Source organism: Rummeliibacillus pycnus (genome assembly GCF_050459865.1).
Taxonomy (GTDB): Bacteria; Bacillota; Bacilli; order Bacillales_A; family Planococcaceae; genus Rummeliibacillus; species Rummeliibacillus pycnus_B.
The window spans coordinates 64,275-83,618 of record NZ_JBCMNM010000003.1 but is presented as its reverse complement, the minus strand read 5'-3'; the positions used below and the strand labels follow the sequence as shown (position 1 = coordinate 83,618).

Annotated in this window: 23 protein-coding genes; 7 read left to right on the top strand and 16 right to left on the bottom strand. The window is 34.9% G+C overall.

Features of this window, described 5'->3' with window-relative positions:
• Nucleotides 1–313 precede the first annotated feature (313 nt).
• Together ABE048_RS00545 and ABE048_RS00540 are read left to right on the top strand one after the other, a co-directional pair.
• A complete protein-coding gene (locus ABE048_RS00545; protein WP_430308530.1) occupies nt 314–598 on the top strand; it encodes a hydrolase in 285 nt (94 codons plus the stop codon).
• 158 nt (nt 599–756) lie between these two features.
• A complete protein-coding gene (locus ABE048_RS00540) occupies nt 757–1,377 on the top strand; it encodes a TetR/AcrR family transcriptional regulator (RefSeq protein WP_430308529.1) in 621 nt (206 codons plus the stop codon).
• Between the two features lie 75 nt (nt 1,378–1,452).
• Here the strand turns inward: ABE048_RS00540 and ABE048_RS00535 are convergent, their stop codons facing one another.
• Nucleotides 1,453–1,632 carry a hypothetical protein gene (locus ABE048_RS00535; RefSeq protein ID WP_430308528.1) on the bottom strand — a complete coding sequence of 60 codons (180 nt, stop codon included), beginning with the start codon at nt 1,630–1,632 and terminating at the stop codon, nt 1,453–1,455.
• A 514-nt stretch (nt 1,633–2,146) separates the two neighbouring features.
• Nucleotides 2,147–2,896, bottom strand: a complete 750-nt coding sequence (locus ABE048_RS00530; RefSeq protein WP_430308527.1) for a class I SAM-dependent methyltransferase — start codon at nt 2,894–2,896, stop codon at nt 2,147–2,149.
• A gap of 303 nt (nt 2,897–3,199) precedes the next feature.
• Here ABE048_RS00530 and ABE048_RS00525 point away from each other — a divergent pair, with 303 nt between their 5' ends.
• Nucleotides 3,200–3,535 (top strand): 2Fe-2S iron-sulfur cluster-binding protein, encoded by a 336-nt coding sequence (locus ABE048_RS00525; protein ID WP_430308526.1) that lies wholly within the window; start codon nt 3,200–3,202, stop codon nt 3,533–3,535.
• Between the two features lie 110 nt (nt 3,536–3,645).
• On the opposite strand, the gene cdaS is transcribed toward ABE048_RS00525, so the two are convergent.
• From cdaS to ABE048_RS00505, 4 genes are all read right to left on the bottom strand, one after another.
• A complete protein-coding gene (gene cdaS, locus ABE048_RS00520) occupies nt 3,646–4,254 on the bottom strand; it encodes a sporulation-specific diadenylate cyclase CdaS (protein WP_430308525.1) in 609 nt (202 codons plus the stop codon).
• Nucleotides 4,255–4,557: 303 nt separating this feature from the next.
• Nucleotides 4,558–6,684, bottom strand: a complete 2,127-nt coding sequence (locus ABE048_RS00515; protein WP_430308524.1) for a DNA topoisomerase 3 — start codon at nt 6,682–6,684, stop codon at nt 4,558–4,560.
• A 377-nt stretch (nt 6,685–7,061) separates the two neighbouring features.
• Nucleotides 7,062–7,433 carry a DUF2294 domain-containing protein gene (locus ABE048_RS00510; protein ID WP_430308523.1) on the bottom strand — a complete coding sequence of 124 codons (372 nt, stop codon included), beginning with the start codon at nt 7,431–7,433 and terminating at the stop codon, nt 7,062–7,064.
• A 27-nt stretch (nt 7,434–7,460) separates the two neighbouring features.
• On the bottom strand, nt 7,461–8,069 hold the full coding sequence (locus ABE048_RS00505) for a trimeric intracellular cation channel family protein (protein WP_430308522.1): 609 nt from the start codon (nt 8,067–8,069) through the stop codon (nt 7,461–7,463).
• 493 nt (nt 8,070–8,562) lie between these two features.
• On the opposite strand from ABE048_RS00505, the gene ABE048_RS00500 reads away from it, so the two are divergent.
• Nucleotides 8,563–9,633, top strand: a complete 1,071-nt coding sequence (locus ABE048_RS00500) for an ABC transporter ATP-binding protein (RefSeq protein ID WP_430308521.1) — start codon at nt 8,563–8,565, stop codon at nt 9,631–9,633.
• 67 nt (nt 9,634–9,700) lie between these two features.
• Here ABE048_RS00500 and ABE048_RS00495 read toward each other — a convergent pair whose 3' ends face one another.
• Nucleotides 9,701–10,627, bottom strand: a complete 927-nt coding sequence (locus ABE048_RS00495; RefSeq protein WP_430308520.1) for a substrate-binding domain-containing protein — start codon at nt 10,625–10,627, stop codon at nt 9,701–9,703.
• Nucleotides 10,628–10,789: 162 nt separating this feature from the next.
• Between ABE048_RS00495 and modA the strand changes: the two genes are divergently transcribed.
• A complete protein-coding gene (gene modA, locus ABE048_RS00490) occupies nt 10,790–11,575 on the top strand; it encodes a molybdate ABC transporter substrate-binding protein (RefSeq protein WP_430308519.1) in 786 nt (261 codons plus the stop codon).
• A gap of 3 nt (nt 11,576–11,578) precedes the next feature.
• Nucleotides 11,579–12,235: a molybdate ABC transporter permease subunit gene (gene modB, locus ABE048_RS00485; protein ID WP_430308518.1), complete on the top strand. Its 657-nt coding sequence runs from the start codon at nt 11,579–11,581 to the stop codon at nt 12,233–12,235.
• A 322-nt stretch (nt 12,236–12,557) separates the two neighbouring features.
• Here the strand turns inward: modB and ABE048_RS00480 are convergent, their stop codons facing one another.
• From ABE048_RS00480 to ABE048_RS00460, 5 genes are all read right to left on the bottom strand, one after another.
• Nucleotides 12,558–13,073, bottom strand: a complete 516-nt coding sequence (locus ABE048_RS00480; RefSeq protein ID WP_430308517.1) for a DinB family protein — start codon at nt 13,071–13,073, stop codon at nt 12,558–12,560.
• Nucleotides 13,074–13,234: 161 nt separating this feature from the next.
• Nucleotides 13,235–13,957 (bottom strand): anti-sigma factor domain-containing protein, encoded by a 723-nt coding sequence (locus ABE048_RS00475; protein WP_430308516.1) that lies wholly within the window; start codon nt 13,955–13,957, stop codon nt 13,235–13,237.
• Nucleotides 13,954–14,499: an RNA polymerase sigma factor gene (locus ABE048_RS00470; RefSeq protein WP_430308515.1), complete on the bottom strand. Its 546-nt coding sequence runs from the start codon at nt 14,497–14,499 to the stop codon at nt 13,954–13,956. The genes ABE048_RS00475 and ABE048_RS00470 overlap by 4 nt, the downstream gene beginning before the upstream one ends.
• A gap of 96 nt (nt 14,500–14,595) precedes the next feature.
• On the bottom strand, nt 14,596–15,069 hold the full coding sequence (locus tag ABE048_RS00465; protein ID WP_430308514.1) for a hypothetical protein: 474 nt from the start codon (nt 15,067–15,069) through the stop codon (nt 14,596–14,598).
• A gap of 41 nt (nt 15,070–15,110) precedes the next feature.
• Entirely contained in the window at nt 15,111–15,914 is an 804-nt protein-coding gene (locus ABE048_RS00460) for an extracellular solute-binding protein (protein WP_430308513.1), read from the bottom strand.
• 221 nt (nt 15,915–16,135) lie between these two features.
• On the opposite strand from ABE048_RS00460, the gene ABE048_RS00455 reads away from it, so the two are divergent.
• Nucleotides 16,136–16,684, top strand: a complete 549-nt coding sequence (locus ABE048_RS00455; protein WP_430308512.1) for an AAA family ATPase — start codon at nt 16,136–16,138, stop codon at nt 16,682–16,684.
• A gap of 180 nt (nt 16,685–16,864) precedes the next feature.
• Here the strand turns inward: ABE048_RS00455 and moaD are convergent, their stop codons facing one another.
• Genes moaD through ABE048_RS00435 form a run of 4 tightly spaced genes read right to left on the bottom strand, consistent with a single transcriptional unit; the run spans nt 16,865 to nt 19,344 of the window.
• A complete protein-coding gene (moaD, locus tag ABE048_RS00450; protein WP_430308511.1) occupies nt 16,865–17,098 on the bottom strand; it encodes a molybdopterin converting factor subunit 1 in 234 nt (77 codons plus the stop codon).
• On the bottom strand, nt 17,091–17,570 hold the full coding sequence (locus ABE048_RS00445; protein ID WP_430308510.1) for a molybdenum cofactor biosynthesis protein MoaE: 480 nt from the start codon (nt 17,568–17,570) through the stop codon (nt 17,091–17,093). Before ABE048_RS00445 ends, moaD begins: the two co-directional genes overlap by 8 nt.
• Nucleotides 17,567–18,085, bottom strand: a complete 519-nt coding sequence (gene mobB, locus ABE048_RS00440; RefSeq protein WP_430308509.1) for a molybdopterin-guanine dinucleotide biosynthesis protein B — start codon at nt 18,083–18,085, stop codon at nt 17,567–17,569. The genes ABE048_RS00445 and mobB overlap by 4 nt, the downstream gene beginning before the upstream one ends.
• Nucleotides 18,052–19,344, bottom strand: coding sequence for a molybdopterin molybdotransferase MoeA (locus ABE048_RS00435; RefSeq protein WP_430308508.1), 1,293 nt, complete (start codon nt 19,342–19,344; stop codon nt 18,052–18,054). The genes mobB and ABE048_RS00435 overlap by 34 nt, the downstream gene beginning before the upstream one ends.

Here is a 19,344-nt window from a genome sequence, read left to right as displayed (position 1 = left end):
TCGGGCCAACAGGATGTTGGTCACGAAGCCGTTGCCACAGGACGTGGCGCTCTTAGGCTTTGTTCCTTTAAATCGTTCCTGCGGGGCTTTCAGCTCAAGCTTTTCCCGTAGGAGTCGCCGTCTTCCGCTCCACAATAAATAATTGGATATCATGAAATGTTCGTTTAATTTATATAAATTTTGAATTATGAAATTGCCTCAAATACAAAATTATTTTTTATTTTTTTATAAGGGGAACAAGTGTACAACTGCTATTCACTTAAAATCATAAATTATCATTGTAAGACAGATTAGTTCGAAGGAGGTGATGAGATTGAGTAGCTCGAGAAATGACCACAAGAATTGTCGTAAATGTCATGAGAAAAACCACTGTAGAGGCTGTGCATGTGATCAATTAAGAAGATTACAAGTGCAAACTGAAGTCGATCTTTACCTAAAAAGTGGTACAGTTTTTGACGATGTTCTATTTATCTTCTTTGACGAAAATGATTGTTGTGCATACTTCTTTGATCCTGAAAACCCACATGAAGCACCTTCCACAATTATCGTAGACTGCCGAGATATTCAAGCTATACGAATCGAAGGACGCGATTGCTAAGTTTTTAAGGCCTCTTTCTGTCTGAAAGAGGTCTTTCTCTATATGATCAAGAATTAATTAAAATAGTAATTAATTCCTTGATAATTTTCAGTTCTTTAATAAAACTATGCTACAATATTTATTAGACAATTTTGGATTAAGAAAGGTAAGGAAATACAATGGGGAAAATCCATGAGCAAATGACTTTGCAAACAAAACAAAAATTACAAGATGCATGCATTGACCTTATGGCAAAGCGTGGGATTCACGGTGTTTCTATTCAAGCATTAACTTCTGTTACTGGACTTAACCGTGGGACATTTTATCTTCACTATACAGATAAATTTGACTTATTATCTCAAATTCAAGAACGACTTCTTGATGGACTTCAAAATTGCCTAAATAAAATAGAACCATTAGATGGCTTTATGTATATAAAAAATGGTGATCCTTACCCAGCTATCATTCAAATGTTTACATACTTTGGTCAAGAAACAAATGCTTTTAAAGTATTATTAGGTCCTAAAGGTGATCCTTCTTTTTCAAAAGAAGTAAAAACACTTTATAAAAAGACGATTTTAACAAAACTCTTGAAAGAAATAGCTAAACAAAACACTAATCACTTCTTTAATAGTAAAGAAAATCAACTGAACAATTATTTTCTATCTTTTATGACTTCTGCTATTTTTGGTGTAATTGAAGAATGGTTGGCAAATGACGCAAAAGAAAGTCCAGAAGAAATGGGGAAAATTCATTTATCTATTATTCAAATGATTCGATCTCAATTAATTCGTTCATAATAATAAAAACATAAAAAGCACGATAGAAGAAACAACTTTGAATTTGTTCCTTTTATCGTGCATTTGTCATTTTAATTATTCATTTAATTTTGATTGCGTTTCTTTATTAGTTGGATTACCCTGATTTTCATTTTTATTTTTTGCTTTTGCCGCATTATTTTGTCCAATCACATCTAAGTCATCAGGACTAAGATCATAACCATAACCGTATTCTTCACGGTCTGTTTGATTTTTCTTCTTTTTATCCTTTGTCAAATTAGTTCACCTCCATCAAATAGAATTGTCTTCTTTCATCTGATTTATACTTGGTAAACAACTTTATAGGCTTCGATGTGACAAAAAAGAATATACTAAAAAAATCTTCAAGTAGTGGGATACTACTTATATTTTACTAGAATAATTTCTCCAAAAAAATTTTTAATTACTTATAAATTGGACAAGGGGTACACTCAACGTTGAGCGTACCCCTTGGATTAAATATATTAGCTAATTTATGAATGTTCTAATTTCAACCCGATCATCCGGGGAATATTTACGAGAAAGACTATCTTTCTTGCCGCGGTAAAATTCCACTGGAAAGCTTTCTAACTTAAGCAACGCGAACCCTACCTTCTTTCGCGTCCTTGTGACCCCATAGTCACGCCAGTGTGAATAAGTATCTTCAAAAACATATAGTAGAATGCCAATAACTTCTAAATTAGCTAATTAGCACAATTTTCATTATCGCATAAAATAATGTGTTTGTCTATTTTAATGCTTATAAACATGCTTATAATATTTTCTTCAACTTAATTCTATAGGACAAGCATTCAGATAAACCAACCTTTTCATGGTATTCCATTTTTTCATAATCCATTGCACCACCAGGGAAAATAGCTACAATTTCAAGTCCAGCATATTGACAAAGTTTAGATATCTCATCTGGCGAATAACATCTTAAAGATTGTGTAACTGCAAAATCTTCACACTCTGCTTTCCACCATGTATCTAACATACGATTTCCATTGTCTTGATAACTATATTTTCTTAGGACATTACGTTTTTTATTGAGGATCATTTCTAGGCCGTTTATTTTTTTCCAATATAATGGCTGATAAATATCTATCAATGCATAGCCATCATCCTTCAACCAATTAGTAATCCTCTGTAAAAGAAACAGTTGCTGTTCATCTGTTCCTACGCCAAACCCATCGAAATAGCCAATCAAATCAAATTTCCCTTGAATATCAATTGTATAAAAATCACCACAAAGTATATTTACTGAATTAGAGTTACCCGATTTTGCGAATTGGACTATTTCTGGAACAAGTTCAACAGTTGTTACAGTTATCCCCTCTTTTGCAAATTGATCTGCTAATAATCCTGATCCAGCACCTAGTTCCAAAACTGTATAGAATGGTACTCCAATCTGGTCTCTAATTTCAATCATTTGTTTTTTGTATAGTTCTTCTGAAATATGATTGCATTCCATCATTGAAAATTGCTCTTTATAAAAATCATTCACCCATGATTGTTTCATTTTATTTCTCCTCCTGTAATTTAGATTGCAATTACAGGATAAAAATCAAATTTCTAATGCCCAAATCAGCACCTCCATTATTGTTAAATAATAACATATTTACCTATTGAGTTCACTAGTTTTTTATTATTTCTTATTGCTTTCTTTTTCATTTTCCATATAGACTACCGAGGTTTATAAAAAGATATAATATTTTTAATTAATGAACTTTGATTTCTATTCTCTGTCTAAAGATTGCTCAAAAAGGCGATAAATAGATTAATGACTATTTCGAAATTAATCATGTACATGAGGTGATAATAAGTGCCATTTGTCACTATATTTGGTGGGAAAACTTTTGAAGTTGATAATGGGAAAAAGCTAGTATTAGCACTGGAGGATAACGGTGTAAATATTCTACATCGATGTGGTGGTAATGCTAAATGTACGACTTGCAGGGTAGAGATAATGGGCGGAGATTATTTAGAATTAACAAATAAAGAACATAAAGCTTTTGTAAATAAAGGAATGGATATTCATATATTTGAAGATCATTTACGATTATCTTGTCAAATACTTGTAAAGGGGGATATTACCGTTCGTCCAATTATGACAGTAGAAAGTACTGGAAAAACTTCTGGCCCAAGACCTATTGACTAAGTTATTGTTTTTCAAATCAACAAAATTAGCTTCACATAAGTTTATAAGACTTACGTGAAGCTATAATAATTCCTATAGAAATTCATTTCTCATATGGATAATATAAAGACTTAAATAATAATTGGGTAAAGGTTTCCATTTAATGCAAATGATACATTACCCGTTTCCTCAGATATTACTAGTACAAGTGCATCACTTTTTTCAGATAAACCTAATGCTGCTCGATGTCGTGTACCAAGTTTTTTATCACCTGTTAATCTATGTGTAAGCGGTAGAACATTTGCTGCAGACTCAATATGATTATGACTTACTAAAACTGCACCATCATGTAATGGATTTCCTGGGTAAAAAATTGATTCTAATAAGGAATGGGTTAACTCTGCTCTTATCGATATTCCTGGTTGAATCAATGATTTCAGAGAATCTTCTCGCTCTATTACGATTAATCCTCCATGTCTTAAATTCGAAAGATTTTGTGCACAAATTGATATTTCTGGATATTTATCTGTATACGGTGACAGATAACAGTTTAGATAAAATGTAGCAGCTTTCATTTCAATGTTACCAAATTTTTCTTTAATACTTTCAAAATTTCCAAGAAGACAATAATTCTCACTTCCCATTTCTTCTAAACTATTCTGTAATGCCGTTATTACTTGCCGAATATCTTCTTTTAATATTTGTTCCATCGGTGTAAAATCACAATTCCCATTATTCACAAACACACAACTCCCTCTTATTAATTTCGCTCCCTGTTTTGCAATATTTCCTCTTTCACATAAAAAGTTTAGTTTAAGTTTCAATAATAAAAGTTTGTCTTAATTAGAATTATTTATTCCTATAAATTGCCCACCCTCAATGAATTAGCGCGTAAATCTATCTTTTACATAAAACTTCACTTTAAACAAAAGAAAAGAATCCACATTGAATTATCATTTTTCAAAATGGATTCTTTTCTTTTTAAGCAATACAAATGTTTATATGTTTTAAAAATACTCTTTGATAGCTATTTTTAGGTTCTATTAAAATTCAAAAACTACTTTCCCCTGCTCCAACTTCAGTTTTGCAGAAAAACTTGAGCCTTTTTTGGATTTAAAGCCTTTTATCTCTTTTGTCACACCATTTTGACAAAGATCTTTTAATTGATTCGGTGAAAGTTTTTTGCTAGCTATTGTTTTAGAAACAGTGAATTTACATCCTGCTTTGTAATTAGAACATCCGTAAAATGATTTTCTTGCAAGCATTTTTCCTTGATGGCAAATTGGACATTCTACAATTGGTTCGTTTGAAGGCGCCGAATCTACTGCAGCTTGGATATTTGTACCTGCTACTTTTTCAGGTGTTACCTCTATTAAATGGTGAAGAAATTTTGAAACGCTTCCTAAGAATGCTTCTTGAGATCCATTCCCATTACCTATTTTTCGTAGATATGTTTCCCATTTGGCGGTCATTGCTGGGCTAGATAATAGCGAACCCTCAATCGTTTCACAAAGTACACGACCTTTATCTGTAATCATAACTATATTTTTTGCTACTTCAATATAGCCATGTCTTTTAATCGTTTCAATAATCCCAGAACGCGTGGCTTCAGTACCAAGGCCTTCCACTTCTTTTAAGATATCGCTTTCTCCTTCATCCTCTATGAACTTTCCGCAAGTTTTCATCATTTGTACAAGCTGTCCCTCTGTATAAGGCTTTGGAGGTTGTGTTGTACCTTCATGAATATGGATATGTGCTTCAACTATTTCTTGCGATTTGACTTGTGGTAATAAGGGCTCTTCTTCCTTTTTCTTTTTGGATGAGACAGGCCACAGTTCTTGGAAGCCTTTATCTAGTTCAACCTTGCCTACTGTTTTAAAATCAATGCCTTTGACATCTGTCATAATGGTTGTTTCTTCATATAAATAATCTCTATGGAACATCGCAAGCATACTGCGGACGATTTCAAGATAAATATTCTGCTCCATTGGTGGCAGCCCAGCAACCTTTTGTTCAGATGGAATTGTTTTAGTTGGGATAATAGCATAGTGTTCCTCAACTTTAGCATTATCAACATAGCGTTTTTGAGGACTGTGATTGGCTACCTCAAATGGTTGTCCGATTATTTTTTGATAGGCAGGAATTTGCCCAACTAGATAACCAAATTCAGCTTCTGTAATGTATTGACAATCAGAACGTGGATAGGAAACTAGTTTTTTTTCGTATAAAGATTGCACAATCTCTAACACTTTTGCCGGACTATATTTCCAAATCTTATTGGCTTTAGCTTGTAAAGTAGATAGCGAATGTAGCTTTGGTGGCTTAATCGATTTACGAGCCTTTTTCACATCTTTGATCGTTCCCGGAAGAGGTTCATTTTCTACAATACCCGCTTGCATTAAAATGGCTTCTGCATCTTCACGCTTATCCTTTTTCAAAGCAGCTTTCCCTTTATAAGGACCTAATTCGGATAAAAAATCCCCCGTTAACTCATAGAAATTAGATGGCTTAAAATTTTCAATTTCCATTTGCCGTTGATAAATCAAATAAACAGTTGGTGATTGTACACGGCCGATTGACATTGTCTCGTTAAGTCCCTTTGCTTTTAAAAGCATCGTATATAACCGACTCGCATTCATCCCTACGAGCCAATCACTGATTTGACGAGTTTGTGCTTCGAGATATAATAGCAAGTCTTTCTGGTTATCTCTTAAATTCGTAAAACCCTTTCGAATCTCATCTATTTCTAACGAATTAATCCATAATCGTTGTACTGGTTTATTGCGCACACCGGTTTGACGTAATATTGAATAAAAAATATTAGATCCTTCACGGTCCACATCGCATGCGTTAATCAGTAGATCTGCTTCCTTAAAAAGTCGTTTCACTTCTTGAAATTGATCCCACTTCCCTTTTGATACGCGAAATTCATATTTTTCTGGAATCATTGGTAGTTGAGCAAGTGACCATCTTTTCCATTCAGGTTTGTAGTCTGCAGGTTGTTTTAGTTCAACTAAGTGGCCTATTCCCCAGGTGATTGTTGCACCTTGTGGAAATGTAGCTGTTGGCTGTAATTCTATGTAGTTTTTCGTTTTCTTCGCTACTTTAAAAGCGTCCGCATATGCCTTTGCCTGTGAAGGTTTTTCGGCAAATATTACGACACGTCCCATTTTAGGTCACTCCTTTTCTTGTTAAAAATACTGATATATCTAGTCATCGACTTTTTTTGAACTAACTTAAATAAAAAAGTATAAATTATATCATAATTCATAATAACATTTGATACTTTTTAATTCACTTTTTCACTTATTTGTAGCTTTAGAAATAAGATTTATCAAACAGTCTACTTTCCTCTTAAATTGGATTCATTTTTTATAAAAAAGTATTTAACAATTTTTCATTATATACAAATAGTACCCTATAGATAGACTTTTTAAATGTATCTACCTACAGGGTACCTTTTTGAACTACTTCAATTACCATAATACGTGATGATTACAAACTTAAAAATTGCAACAGGAAATCATGAAAGATTGGCTTCATAAATTTAATTTTTATTATTACTATTGTCCATAATAGGTTTGTCAAACACATAAATTGTCATTGCAATATCTTTATCTATATTGATATCTGTAAAAACATTGACAAGTTTCGCCTGAACTATTTCCTCAAGCTTTTCTACCTTTTCAGGGTCCTCATAAATTTTTTTCACTAATGTCGTTCTTGCTTTATGAACCATTTGATGTCCTTCTTCTGATTCAATCATAAACTTTTCAACATTAGTTAAATTACCTTTCATCTCGCAAATTACCCATGCACCTACAATACGAATATTAATTTCTCTTGGACCATTTCCGATATTCTCTTTTCGGATTTCGCGGATTAACATACTCATTGCATGTTCCATTTTTTTCTTCATTATATCCCTCCTCTTATCGTCATAGAGTTAAAAATGTTTTTCAGATTGATTGCAAGGAAGTTTTAGTCTCCATTTACAATGAACCGATAACATACGAATAAATACAACGACAACAACTATGGTCGACAATTCAATAGGACTGCTCCAACCAGCCCAAATACAAATAGCACACAAGAACGTAAGTATTGCATGAATTTCTTCCTTTAAGGCAAGTGGGGGTCTACCTGCTAACAAATCTCGAACCATTCCTCCGCCAACACCAGTAAACATTGAAGCTATTACAATAATACCTAGATCATAATTCAAACTTTTTGCTAATAGTCCCCCACTTATAGCAAAGGAAGCAAGACCAATAGAATCAAAGAAATATCCCCATCGTTTCCAATGATGCACCCATTTCCTCTCAATGAATACGATTGTAGATAGCGTTATTATTACAAGCAGTAAGGATTGACGATTCCATATATCAGAAATAGGGACATCGAGAACGATGTTTCTAATCACAGATCCTCCATAAGACGTTGTAAGTCCAAGTACAAAGATTCCAATAATAGAATATTTTGCTTCCATAGCAACAAATGCACCACTGGCTGCATAAGCAATAATTCCAATTGTGTGTAAAACCGACCAAGTCAATTGATCCTCTCCCCCTTATAAATATCAAAACTAAGTCATTATTCCTGAAGTTAGAGACTTAATAAAATTGAGTTTAATAGGTAGATTTTAATTAAAGGGACCTCACTACCCCAAAATAAAAAACCCGCCATAAAACAGTTTGCGTATGACTTTACACAAACTATTTTATGGCGGGCTAATATCTAAGCAGTTCATCCTACTAGTTTATCCATCTCACCATTAATAAATTAAAAAAGAAATAGAAGTAAGCAATTTAGCATAACTTAACATCCATAAACTTTTATTTTATAATAATAATACTTTTATTATTTAAACTCAATATCAAATTTACAAATCATTACGTAAAAAAAGCAACAATATTTCCTTTAAAGACAGTGATTATTACTTCTTACATCATAATAAGAAGACTGAGGAAGTTCATTTTCATGGTAGCTCAATAGAAGACTTCATAAAGTGTTTTGTTTTAGTTATCATGTGAAACGAGGTTTAACAAATGAGTTTTATTGAGATAACGCATGTCCAAAAAGCATATAATTCCCAACAACCCGTATTAAAAGATATTAATTTGACTATTGAAAAAGGCGAATTTTTTGTACTAGTTGGTCCTTCTGGTTCAGGTAAAAGCACACTTCTGCGCCTGATTGCTGGATTGGACAAAATGTCAAGTGGCACTATACAAATGAATGGAAAGACATTAGATACGGCTTCTCCTCGAGAACGAAATCTATCAATGGTTTTCCAAAATTATGCACTATATCCTCATCTAACAGTAGAACAAAATATTTTATTTGGTTTAAAAAGAAGGCGAATCGATAAAAAAGAGCAGCAAAAACGTTTGCAAGAAAGTGTCGAACTTCTTGGACTGACTCATTATTTACACCGAAAACCGAATGCTTTATCTGGTGGACAACGCCAACGTGTTGCTCTTGCACGGGCAATTGTAAGCCAAGCCCCGCTTTGCTTGATGGATGAGCCTTTATCTAATTTAGATGCTAAATTACGATCACAAATGCGGACAGAAATCAAACAATTACAAAATAAATTAGGGTTGACAACCATATATGTAACGCACGATCAAACAGAAGCTATGACAATGGGCGATCGGATTATGGTTTTACATAATGGCCGAATCCAACAAATCGGAACTCCGCTAGAATTGTATAATCAACCCAAAAATCAATTTGTCGCAAGTTTTATTGGTTCTCCTACTATAAACACGGCAACTGCGGTTCTTGAAGATTCAACGCTCATTATTGAAAATCAATTTAAAATGAAACTTTCAGCTGAAGTTTGTGCATGCTTACCTCAACATAAACCAATGACGATTGGCATTCGTCCAGAGCATCTCCAAAAAGGAGACGTTTTGCATCTTCCTATTTTAAATATCGAACAGCTAGGACATGAAACGCATATCATTGTCCGCTTGGCCGATAAAACTTGGACTATTAAGTGGAGTGGTCAACATATTTTTCAAATCGGTGAAACACTCTCTTTACAACCTCAACATCTGTTATTTTTTGATGCGGAAACAGAAGTATTATTACAATCTTCCCAATCAATATAAAAAGTACTTGCTTTTATTAGCAAGTACTTTTTTATTTCACAGTTAATACAATAGGTTTTCAACATTATTAAAGTGTTTCATATATTATTTGTCCCATTTGAGTTATGTCATAATCACCCAGTGCAGCTACTTCTGATTGGAAATCTACCGAAGTCAAAATCTCTTTCACCGATTCAATCAGTTGTTGATTTTCAGGTGTTTTTAATAGGACAATATCATAACGTTCTCTAAAAAGCGGTATAAAATCAACCTCTATAAGTTTAGATATTTTTTCTATCCCTATTCCAACATCTGCATGGCCCTTCGCCACAGCAGAAGCCACATCTATATGGCTCATTTCTTCTTTGTAATATCCTTCAATAGAAGATGGGGATACGTGGTGAATGCGTAATTGTTCATCTAATAATATACGAGCACCTGACCCTTTCTCACGGTTTATCAATTTTAATGATTTGGTCTTAAAATCATTAAATGATTGAATTTGCAATGGATTTCCCTTTTGAACATAAAAGCCTGCTCGGCGTGAAATCAAATTGAGGAGAATATAAGAGTGACTTACAAAAATCTTTTTCAAAAAAGGCGTATTATATTCCCCAGTATCGCCATCGTACATATGTAAACTAGCAATATCACATTCTCCATTATACAACGCCATCACACCATTAAAGCTACCTTCATGTGAGCGCAACACTTTATTTGATAGTTTTTTCTCAATATATTTTCCTAATAAGTCTAATACTAAATCTTGTCCACAAATAATAAATTTCTTATTTTTTTTCGTATGAGTAGCTATCGATGGGGTATTCGAAGAAGGAGTTGCTCCAGTTTTGTTCTTTTGTATATATATTTGTAGGTCTGTTTTATCCACACGCATTTGCCGGCCCACACGAAAAATAGGTAATTCTCCTTTTTTCACCAAATCATAAATAGTTAATTTCGAAACTTTTAATAATTGTGAAACCTCTTCAATCGTATAGGAATGTTCTTGTGACATGTAAAAAATCTCCTCCTATGCTTCTGTTAATTAATAGTAACGTATTGATAACATTTTTAACATCATTAACTTTTTTTATGATTAAGTATTCCTTTTTTACACATAACTAATTATAATTAGCTATGTCTTGTTATAACTAGTTATAAAAGGAGTTAAATCAAAGTGAAAAAGTTTTATGGTTTATTTGCAACATTGATATTACTTTTTGGCATTTTAGCAGGTTGTAGCAGCCAAGAAAGCAAAACAAAAACAAACGAACAAGTTGAGTTAACGATTTCTGCAGCTGCTAGTTTGCAGAATTCATTAGAAGAACTTCAAAAAAAATATGAAAAAGAACACGCAAATGTCAAAATTACTTATAACTTTGGAGGTTCTGGAGCATTACAACAACAAATTTCACAAGGTGCTCCTGTAGATCTTTTCTTTTCAGCAGCAGAAGATAAGTTTGATGAACTAATAAAAGAAGGATTAATCGACAAAAAACAAGGAACAGATCTTTTAGCTAACGAATTAGTATTAATCGTTCCTAATAAAAATGAAAAAAATATTCATTCATTTGAAGATTTAAAGAAAGCGAATAAGATTGCACTTGGTACACCAGAAACTGTCCCAGCAGGTCAGTATGGTGTAGAAACATTGAAAAACATGAAACTTTGGAAAGATGTACAATCAAAAGTTGTGTATGCAAATGACGTACGCCAAGTTCTTACTTACACAGAAACTGAAAATGTTGATGCAGGATTGGTTTATAAAACAGATGCTCTAGTATCGAAAAAAGTTGATGTTATTTCTACAGCAAAAGATGATTCACATACACCAATTATTTATCCAGTAGGTGTTATCAAAGATAGTAAGCATTCAAAAGAAGCGCAAAATTTTTATAACTATTTACAAAGCGATGAAGCAATGAAAGTATTTAAAAAATACGGCTTTAAAGGAGCTCATTAATAGATGAGTACCGATTTCTGGTCACCTCTTAAACTTTCTATTGAGATTGCATTTGTTTCAGGAATCATTGTTCTAGTAGCAGGTATTCTACTTGGCAAATGGATGGCAAAGCGTAACTTCAAAGGGAAATTGTTTTTTGAAACGGTACTTCTTTTACCATTAGTGCTACCTCCTACTGTAGTTGGTTTCCTCTTGATCATAATGTTTGGTAAAAACAGTGTGTTAGGACAATTGATTGTATGGCTTTTCAACCAACCTGTTATGTTCACATGGTGGGCGGCAGTGATTGCCTCTTCTGTTGTTGCATTTCCTTTAATGTATCAATCGGCAAAAACTGGTTTTGAATCTGTTGATGAAGACATCGAGAACGCTGCACGAGTTGATGGAGCTAACGAATGGCAAGTCTTTTTCTTCATATCAATTCCACTTGCATTAAAAGCGATTGTATCAGGCGGGATTTTAAGTTTCACACGAGCTTTAGGCGAATTTGGAGCAACCTTAATGTTTGCGGGAAACCTTCCAGGCAAAACGCAAACTACTCCACTTGCTATTTATATGGCAATTGAGTCGGGTAATATGTCACTAGCTTGGTCATGGGTGATATGTATGATCGTAATTTCCTTCATTATGCTTTTGGGCGTCCATCTAATGAAAGCATAAACATATTAAAAAAGATGTAGTTGGTTCAAACTGTTGCTATAAAATAAAGTTTGATCAAAAACACCTTGCAAACAAACAATTTGTGTTAAATAAGATGAACCCGTTTTGAAAAAATATTGATCAAAACGGGTTCATTCCTTTTGAAGCATTATACATTTTTTATTAACAAGTTTGATTAAATTAACTCTATAAACCTTGATAAAAAATAAATAGAAAAAGCGTGTTTTGAAATAATTATTGATTAAAACACGCTTTAAATATATTCAATTAAAGCATTCATTTATTAATAAGTTTAATCATTTCTTGATCCTGCAAAGGCAGTTTAATTATCGAATAGCCCTCTTCCTCTCAGATTTGCGGAAACTGGCTCCTTTCCTATTTCACGTGCCCATATAGATAACTGGCCGATATGGTGGATTTCGTGAACAATGACATGACGTAGGATCTCTCCGTGTGTACATTCAATGACTCGGCGCCTGATTGGTGCGTCTCTTGAGCTAATCGGTTCTTCATTAAAATCAGTTTCTGAAAGTTTTCGAGAATCCATTTCATTCGTCCAAGATGTCACAAACGGCTTCACTTTCTCGTGGTATTGAGCTGAAAGATTTTTCACTTTTTGTAAGCTAGCATAATCTTCAAATAATGGCTCTTCAGGTACTGGTTCACCTCTCAAACCTAAGATCCACATATATTCCACATCTACAATGTGAAATAGGGTATGTAAGATACTGCCGAACCCACCGACCCGTTTCTTTAATAGTTCTTCATCCGGTATGTCTTCGCACAATGAAAACCAATCATCACGAACTTGCCAGTTATATTCAAACAGTTTCAACATCACTACAACCTCCATCTTTTAGATTAATATTTAATATTCACCAAAAGACTTCAAAATCCTTATTTAAATAAAAACTCTAAAAAAAATCCTCTACAAACTGAACCGATTGAAAAATAAAAAAAATCCTGCATATCAATATATCTGTCCTTTTCTGTTACCATCTATGAACCGGCTATTTTTTCTCCCCTCGGCTGGCTGCTGTTGGAGTCTGGTTCGACGGTGATGCCGATTTGATCAAAAGTCTGCCCTTTGGCGAGCTGGTAGGTTAGTATTCCGGATCCTTTTTCGTCCGGCTTGAATATGCCGCCATTTTTCCTCGTGCCGTTTTTCAGCAGCCAAACCTGGTAAACCTGTGAACCTTCGATACCGGGCAATTCGTGAACCTGCACCACCAAATTTTTCTCTGATCCCTGCTGGACAATATAGGCGATGCCGTTTGTTCCCGGGTGGCTTTGAATGGCTGCTTTTAAGGGAATAGCCTTTAAAATTTCAATGGGTATATTTTCTGCATGGTGATTTTTTCCCTGTACATTCACTATTCCAAGGACAACAATCGCGAGCAACAAGGTGCCAACGATACTGGCTGAAACTGGAGTGAACTGGCTTTTGAGCATCATGACAAGCTTGCTCATCTTAGCCATGAATGTTTCCGTTCTACTTTGCTCTTTGTGATCAAAAACAAACTCCATTACCTCGCCTTTTAACGATTCAGGTACCTCGATTTCGGTATTATCAAATGGCAAAGTATGCCACACCTCGGACAATTCCTCATATTCTTTTTTACACTCCTTACAATTCTTTAAATGTTTAACAAAGGCCATGTGTTCGCTCTCCTTGAGCTCATTTGCTATAAATGGAATCAAATGATCACAATCTCTTCTCATTTTATATCCTCCAGTTCTAGATGCTTCCTCAATCCTTTTAGAGCCTGGTGAAGCCTGCTTTTAATCGTGCCGATCGGCTCCTGCTCCAGCTTGGCGATTTCTGTGAGAGAATACCCTTTCCAATAAAGCAAATCGATTAATTTTCTTTGCGCCGTCGGCAATTTGTTTTTAGCTGTTGCTATATCATTCATATTTACTCGTTGTTCAATTGCATTGGCAGGGTCGGCAACCTCTACATGTTCCTCTTGATGGTGTTGCGTATGCCTCTTCTCTTTACGAAGATAATCAATGCAAATATTACGGGTAATCGTGAGAAGCCAATTTACAAAGCTACCTTGAGCGGGATTGTAATGACTGTTTGTTGTCCATAGCCTCAAAAAGACCAACTGTATAATCTCTTTCGTCTTATCCTCATTCCCATTGCAAAACTTCATAACGAAGCTATAGACAAGCTTTATATATCGATCATAAAGCTCCTCTAATGCGTGACGGTTATTTTCGTTTACCAATCTCATTAATTCCGCATCGTGTTTTTCTTTCATGTGGCACTCCCTGTTATTGGATAAAAATATATTGCTATTATACTATTGTAAAAGTAAGGATGGGAACGACCGCGACTGATCGTTCCCTGGACAGGCTTACTTAAATTCTGTTTTGCTATTTACGATATACCATACATCTTTTACTCCTTGTCCGTTTACATCCCCTTTTTGCTGGTCTTTAGCAAAATAATAAAGAGGATAGCCTTTGTACGTGACCTGCTTCTCACTGTTGTCTGCTCTTGTGATCGTACCGAAATCTTTTTTGTCAAAACCTTCTGGGACGGCGAAATCTTCCTGATTAAATGCCGGCCAATTTGCTAGACAGTCTCCGCTACAATTGCTTTTTCCTGCTTGGTCCTTCGTAAAGTAATACAGCGTCTTTCCCTCTGAATCCGCTAGGTAATCTCCAACTTTATCATTCTTCAAAAGCTGAAGACTAACAGCCGGTTCTTGTTTCGTTTGTGTTTGATTGGTTTGGCTCGTCTCTACTTTTTTCTCCTCGTTTGTTCCGCAGGCAGCCAAAACAAAAAAAATCGATAGTAATGCGAGAGTAAAAATTCCTTTTTTCATGTTTGTTCCCCCTAGTTTTTAATGTGATTCAAGGCACATCCTTACTTCCATCCCCATTTTTGAAAGATTTGGTGACCTTCTTCTGTTTTTAAGTAATCAATAAATTGCTGTGCCTCTTTTTTCTGATCAGTGATGTTCGACAAGGCAATCGGTGTTCCACGATAGAGCTTCTCTTCCTCAGGCAGTTCGATCAGGTCGGTCACATCTTGGAGACGGTAATGCCATGATTCATAGGTAATCCAAGCGTCTAGGTTGGAATTCGATTTCCATCGTTCAATACCTTCAGCACTCGACTTTACAGAAAGGCTAATATTATGAGAAATACCTTCGATTAGCCCTTGTCTGCCTGCCATGTCTTCCCACAAGCCAAGCTGGCCAGCTCCATTCACATCGAGTATTTTGACTCCATTTTTCGTTAAATCCTCCAGACTTTTAATCTTCTTGGGATTTCCTTTCCTCACCAATATTCCTGCAGCACGCGAGTAAAGCTCTGTTCGTGATTTAGTGTCAATCATTTCGGGGTGGTTGAAGATGAAGTCCTGCAACATATATTCGGAGCCACCGAAAATAATATCTGCATCTTGCTTTGCTTGACCGATCCAATTACCCTCTGGCCCAGCTGTTACTTCTACTTTGATTCCTGTTTCAGCTGAAAAATTTTCAGCTGCTTCCTTGATTGGCCCTAGTGGTCCGCCTGGTCCGTACACTCGTATGACTTGATCACTTTGGCTAGAATTTGGTTTCGCCTGAGGGGCCGGCTTATTATCTCCTTTTGCATAAACTGACAATCCAGCAGCCGTAATAACAAAGAGCAGTAAAGCTGATAGAAAAACATTCTTCTTCATAATTCTTCCTCCATTTCATACATCATTTTTAACGGTACTATTTAAGGAAACGAATGGAGGTTGTAAACGGTTTGGTTATAATTGAAAAATAGTTAGAAAGTTCCACAAGGAATATTCCAGACCATCGAGCCATTTAATTGAATATGGCCTATTAGGTAGAGTCCCGAAATAGAAAATGTATCAATGTGAAAAGAAGAATAATAGAAATGAGGAGAATATTTATGAAACAAGGCAGAATTATTATAATTACTGGTACACCAGGGACTGGCAAAAGTACAACGGCATCTATTGTTGCTAAAGAGTCTAATTTATCAAAGTCGGTACATATGCACACGGATGATTTTTATCACTATATTCAAAAGGGGGCAATACCTCCATTTTTACCAAAATCACAAGAACAAAACTTAATTGTTATTGAAGCTTTTTTGGAAGCTGCAAAACGTTTTGCACGTGGTGGGTACGATGTGATTATAGATGGAATTGTTGGTCCTTGGTTCTTAAAGCCGTGGTTAAAAGTCGTACAAGATAATTATGAAGTACATTACATTATCTTAAGAGCGACTAAAGAAGAAACAATGAAACGAGCAATCAATCGTACCAAATTGGACGAAGATGCAAACATTGAATTGGTAGAAAAAATTTGGGAGCAATTTAACAATTTGGGTATCTATGAATCTAATATTATTGACACAACAAATCAATCAACCGAACAAAGTGTTTCAACAATAAAAGCTGTGATTGAAAATAAATCTTTTTTACTCACTATATGATGTGATACAAATGTTAAACAATCAGCCGCGTTAGTATAATAAGAAAGGACATTACATATTTTATATAACTAATATGTAATGTCCTTTAATTTATCTATCTTTTTTTAATTTTGGTCTTGATAATTTGGGTACGACATTATTTCAAATCTACACAAACCACACCAACTACATCTTTATTAATTAACCACCACTAATAGGCGGAATAAAGGCAATTGTATCTCCCTTTTTTACAACCGTCGCATCTGTTGCAAATTCCTCATTAACCGCTGCCATTACATATTGTAGAGAAACTGCTGGGTATTGAGCTTCCATCCATTCTTTAATTTGTCCAACTGTACTATCTGACAGGTCGACACTTAGCTTAGATTCTCCGATTGTTTCTTGTAAATGAGCAAATAATAATATGTTAATCATGTAATTCCTCCTCATCAATTGGTGGGTTTCCTGTTTGATAAGGGACATTTTCTAATTGATCGCCAATCCATTCAGTACCATCTTCCCAATACTCTTTTTTCCATATTGGAACAATTTGTTTAATACGATCAATAGCATATTCATTTGCTTCATAGGCCATTTTACGATGTGGTGAAGAAACCGCAATCACTACTGCAATATCTGAAATATCTAGATGGCCAACACGGTGTGTAATTGCTACTTTTGCTTCTGGCCATTGCTCTTGTATTTCTTTGGAAATTTGTTCAAACATTTTAATTGCCATAGTTGGATAGGCTTGATACTCCAAATGTAGTGTTTTCTTCCCTTTCGTCATTTCACGTACTGTTCCGATGAAAACAGTAATTGCACCAGCGTTTCGGCTTGTTACTTTTAGTCTAACTTCCTCAACATCAATCGGTTCATCTTTAATCTCAAACAAAGATGTTTTCATGATTTTCTCCTCATTTCTTTCATTAAAAAATCCATATATTGTGCTTTTTCATGAATTGAAAAAGACGGATAATCTAGTGGTTTATCTATTGTAAAGGTTGGCCAATAAAGTACACAAACGATATTGGATACCTTTTGAAGCAAAGATTGATCTTCTGCTGTTCGTAAAAGAACAACCTTCGAATATTGTTCGTTTTTATATCCTTCAATTAAAATTATATCCATTTTAAAGGATTCATAGATAGCTAATATTTCAGCAAGTTGCCAGTTATCTTGTTGAATACTGATACGCAAAGTACCTTCTCCTTCAACTGCCGTGACATTTGCGCCAGCCTTCTCATGACGAACACTATCTTTTGAACTTTCTACCATTGGTATACCGCCATGTCCATGATGCTTGATCGACCCTACACGTAAACCTTCATTGGAAGCTTGTATAATTAATTGTTCCATTAGCGTTGTCTTACCACTATCTTGATATCCTACGATTTGTAAGATTTTTTGATGTTGTCCCAAGGCCACTCACTTCCTCGTAAATCTTCTAGTAATAAGACAGCTACTTGCATTCCTTTTTCGTATCCACGTGATCCGCCTGGTAATACAATAAATGCATTGGCTTCCACTAATGAAGAAACCGCACTAGACTTATCAAAACCAGAAGGTACTGCTACTAATTGTCCATTTTCATTAGAAGTACTCGCACGTACAAAACGAGTAAATGGATTCGCTTTTTTAAAGTCCTTACCTAAAACCGCTTCTTCTCTACGTAAATGTGGTAGCTTATTACCAAATGCAGTTCGAATAATAGGACGAGTAAATAGTTCAAAACCAACATAGCACGCAGATGGATTACCTGAAAGCCCAAATAACAATTGACCATTTCGTTCAGCTACAGTTGTCACACTACCTGGTCGCATTGCTACTTTATTAAAAAGTACTTTTGCACCAATGGCTTCATAAATAGCAGGTAAGTAATCATAATCACCTACTGATACGCCTCCTGTTGTAATCAATATGTCTACCTCTTGTAAAGCTTCTTCTACAACTTGAATACATAAATCTAAATCATCTTTAAGTTTACCAAAATATTTACTGGTTGCCCCAGAACGTTCAATTTGAGCCATCAACATATATGCATTACTATTTCGAATTTTACCTGGCTGTAAAGATTCACTTGGTTCTAGTAATTCACTTCCTGTTGAGATAATACCTACGATTGGTTTACGGAAAACAGGTACTTGATCATAACCAAAAGTAGCTAGTAATGTGACAACACCTGGATTAATATATTGTCCTTTTTCAATAAGAATTGCACCTTTTCGAACGTCCTCACCCTTATAAGAAATATTTGTTCCCGCATCATAAGAACGTTTAATCGACATATACATTTGATTGTCTTCTTCAAATGTATGTGTTAATTCTAACATGACTACTGCGTCACACCCTTTTGGTATAGGTGCTCCTGTCATAATTCGCACCGCTTCTCGATGACCTACTATTTCATCAAATACATAGCCCGCGCCAATTTCTCCTACTACTTTAAAGGTTATTGGATTTTCTGAATTTGCCTCTTTACTAGAGTCCGAGATAATTGCATAACCATCATAAGGCGAACGATCAAAAGCTGGTACATCTTGGTCTGCAGCAATATCTTCTGCTAAAAAACGCCCATGTGCTTGTTGTAATGAAACGATTTCTGTTTTTTCTTGGAATGCAAACTCCATAACACGTTGAACAGCTTCTCCAACAGCGATTGGATTTCTTTTTTCTAACAT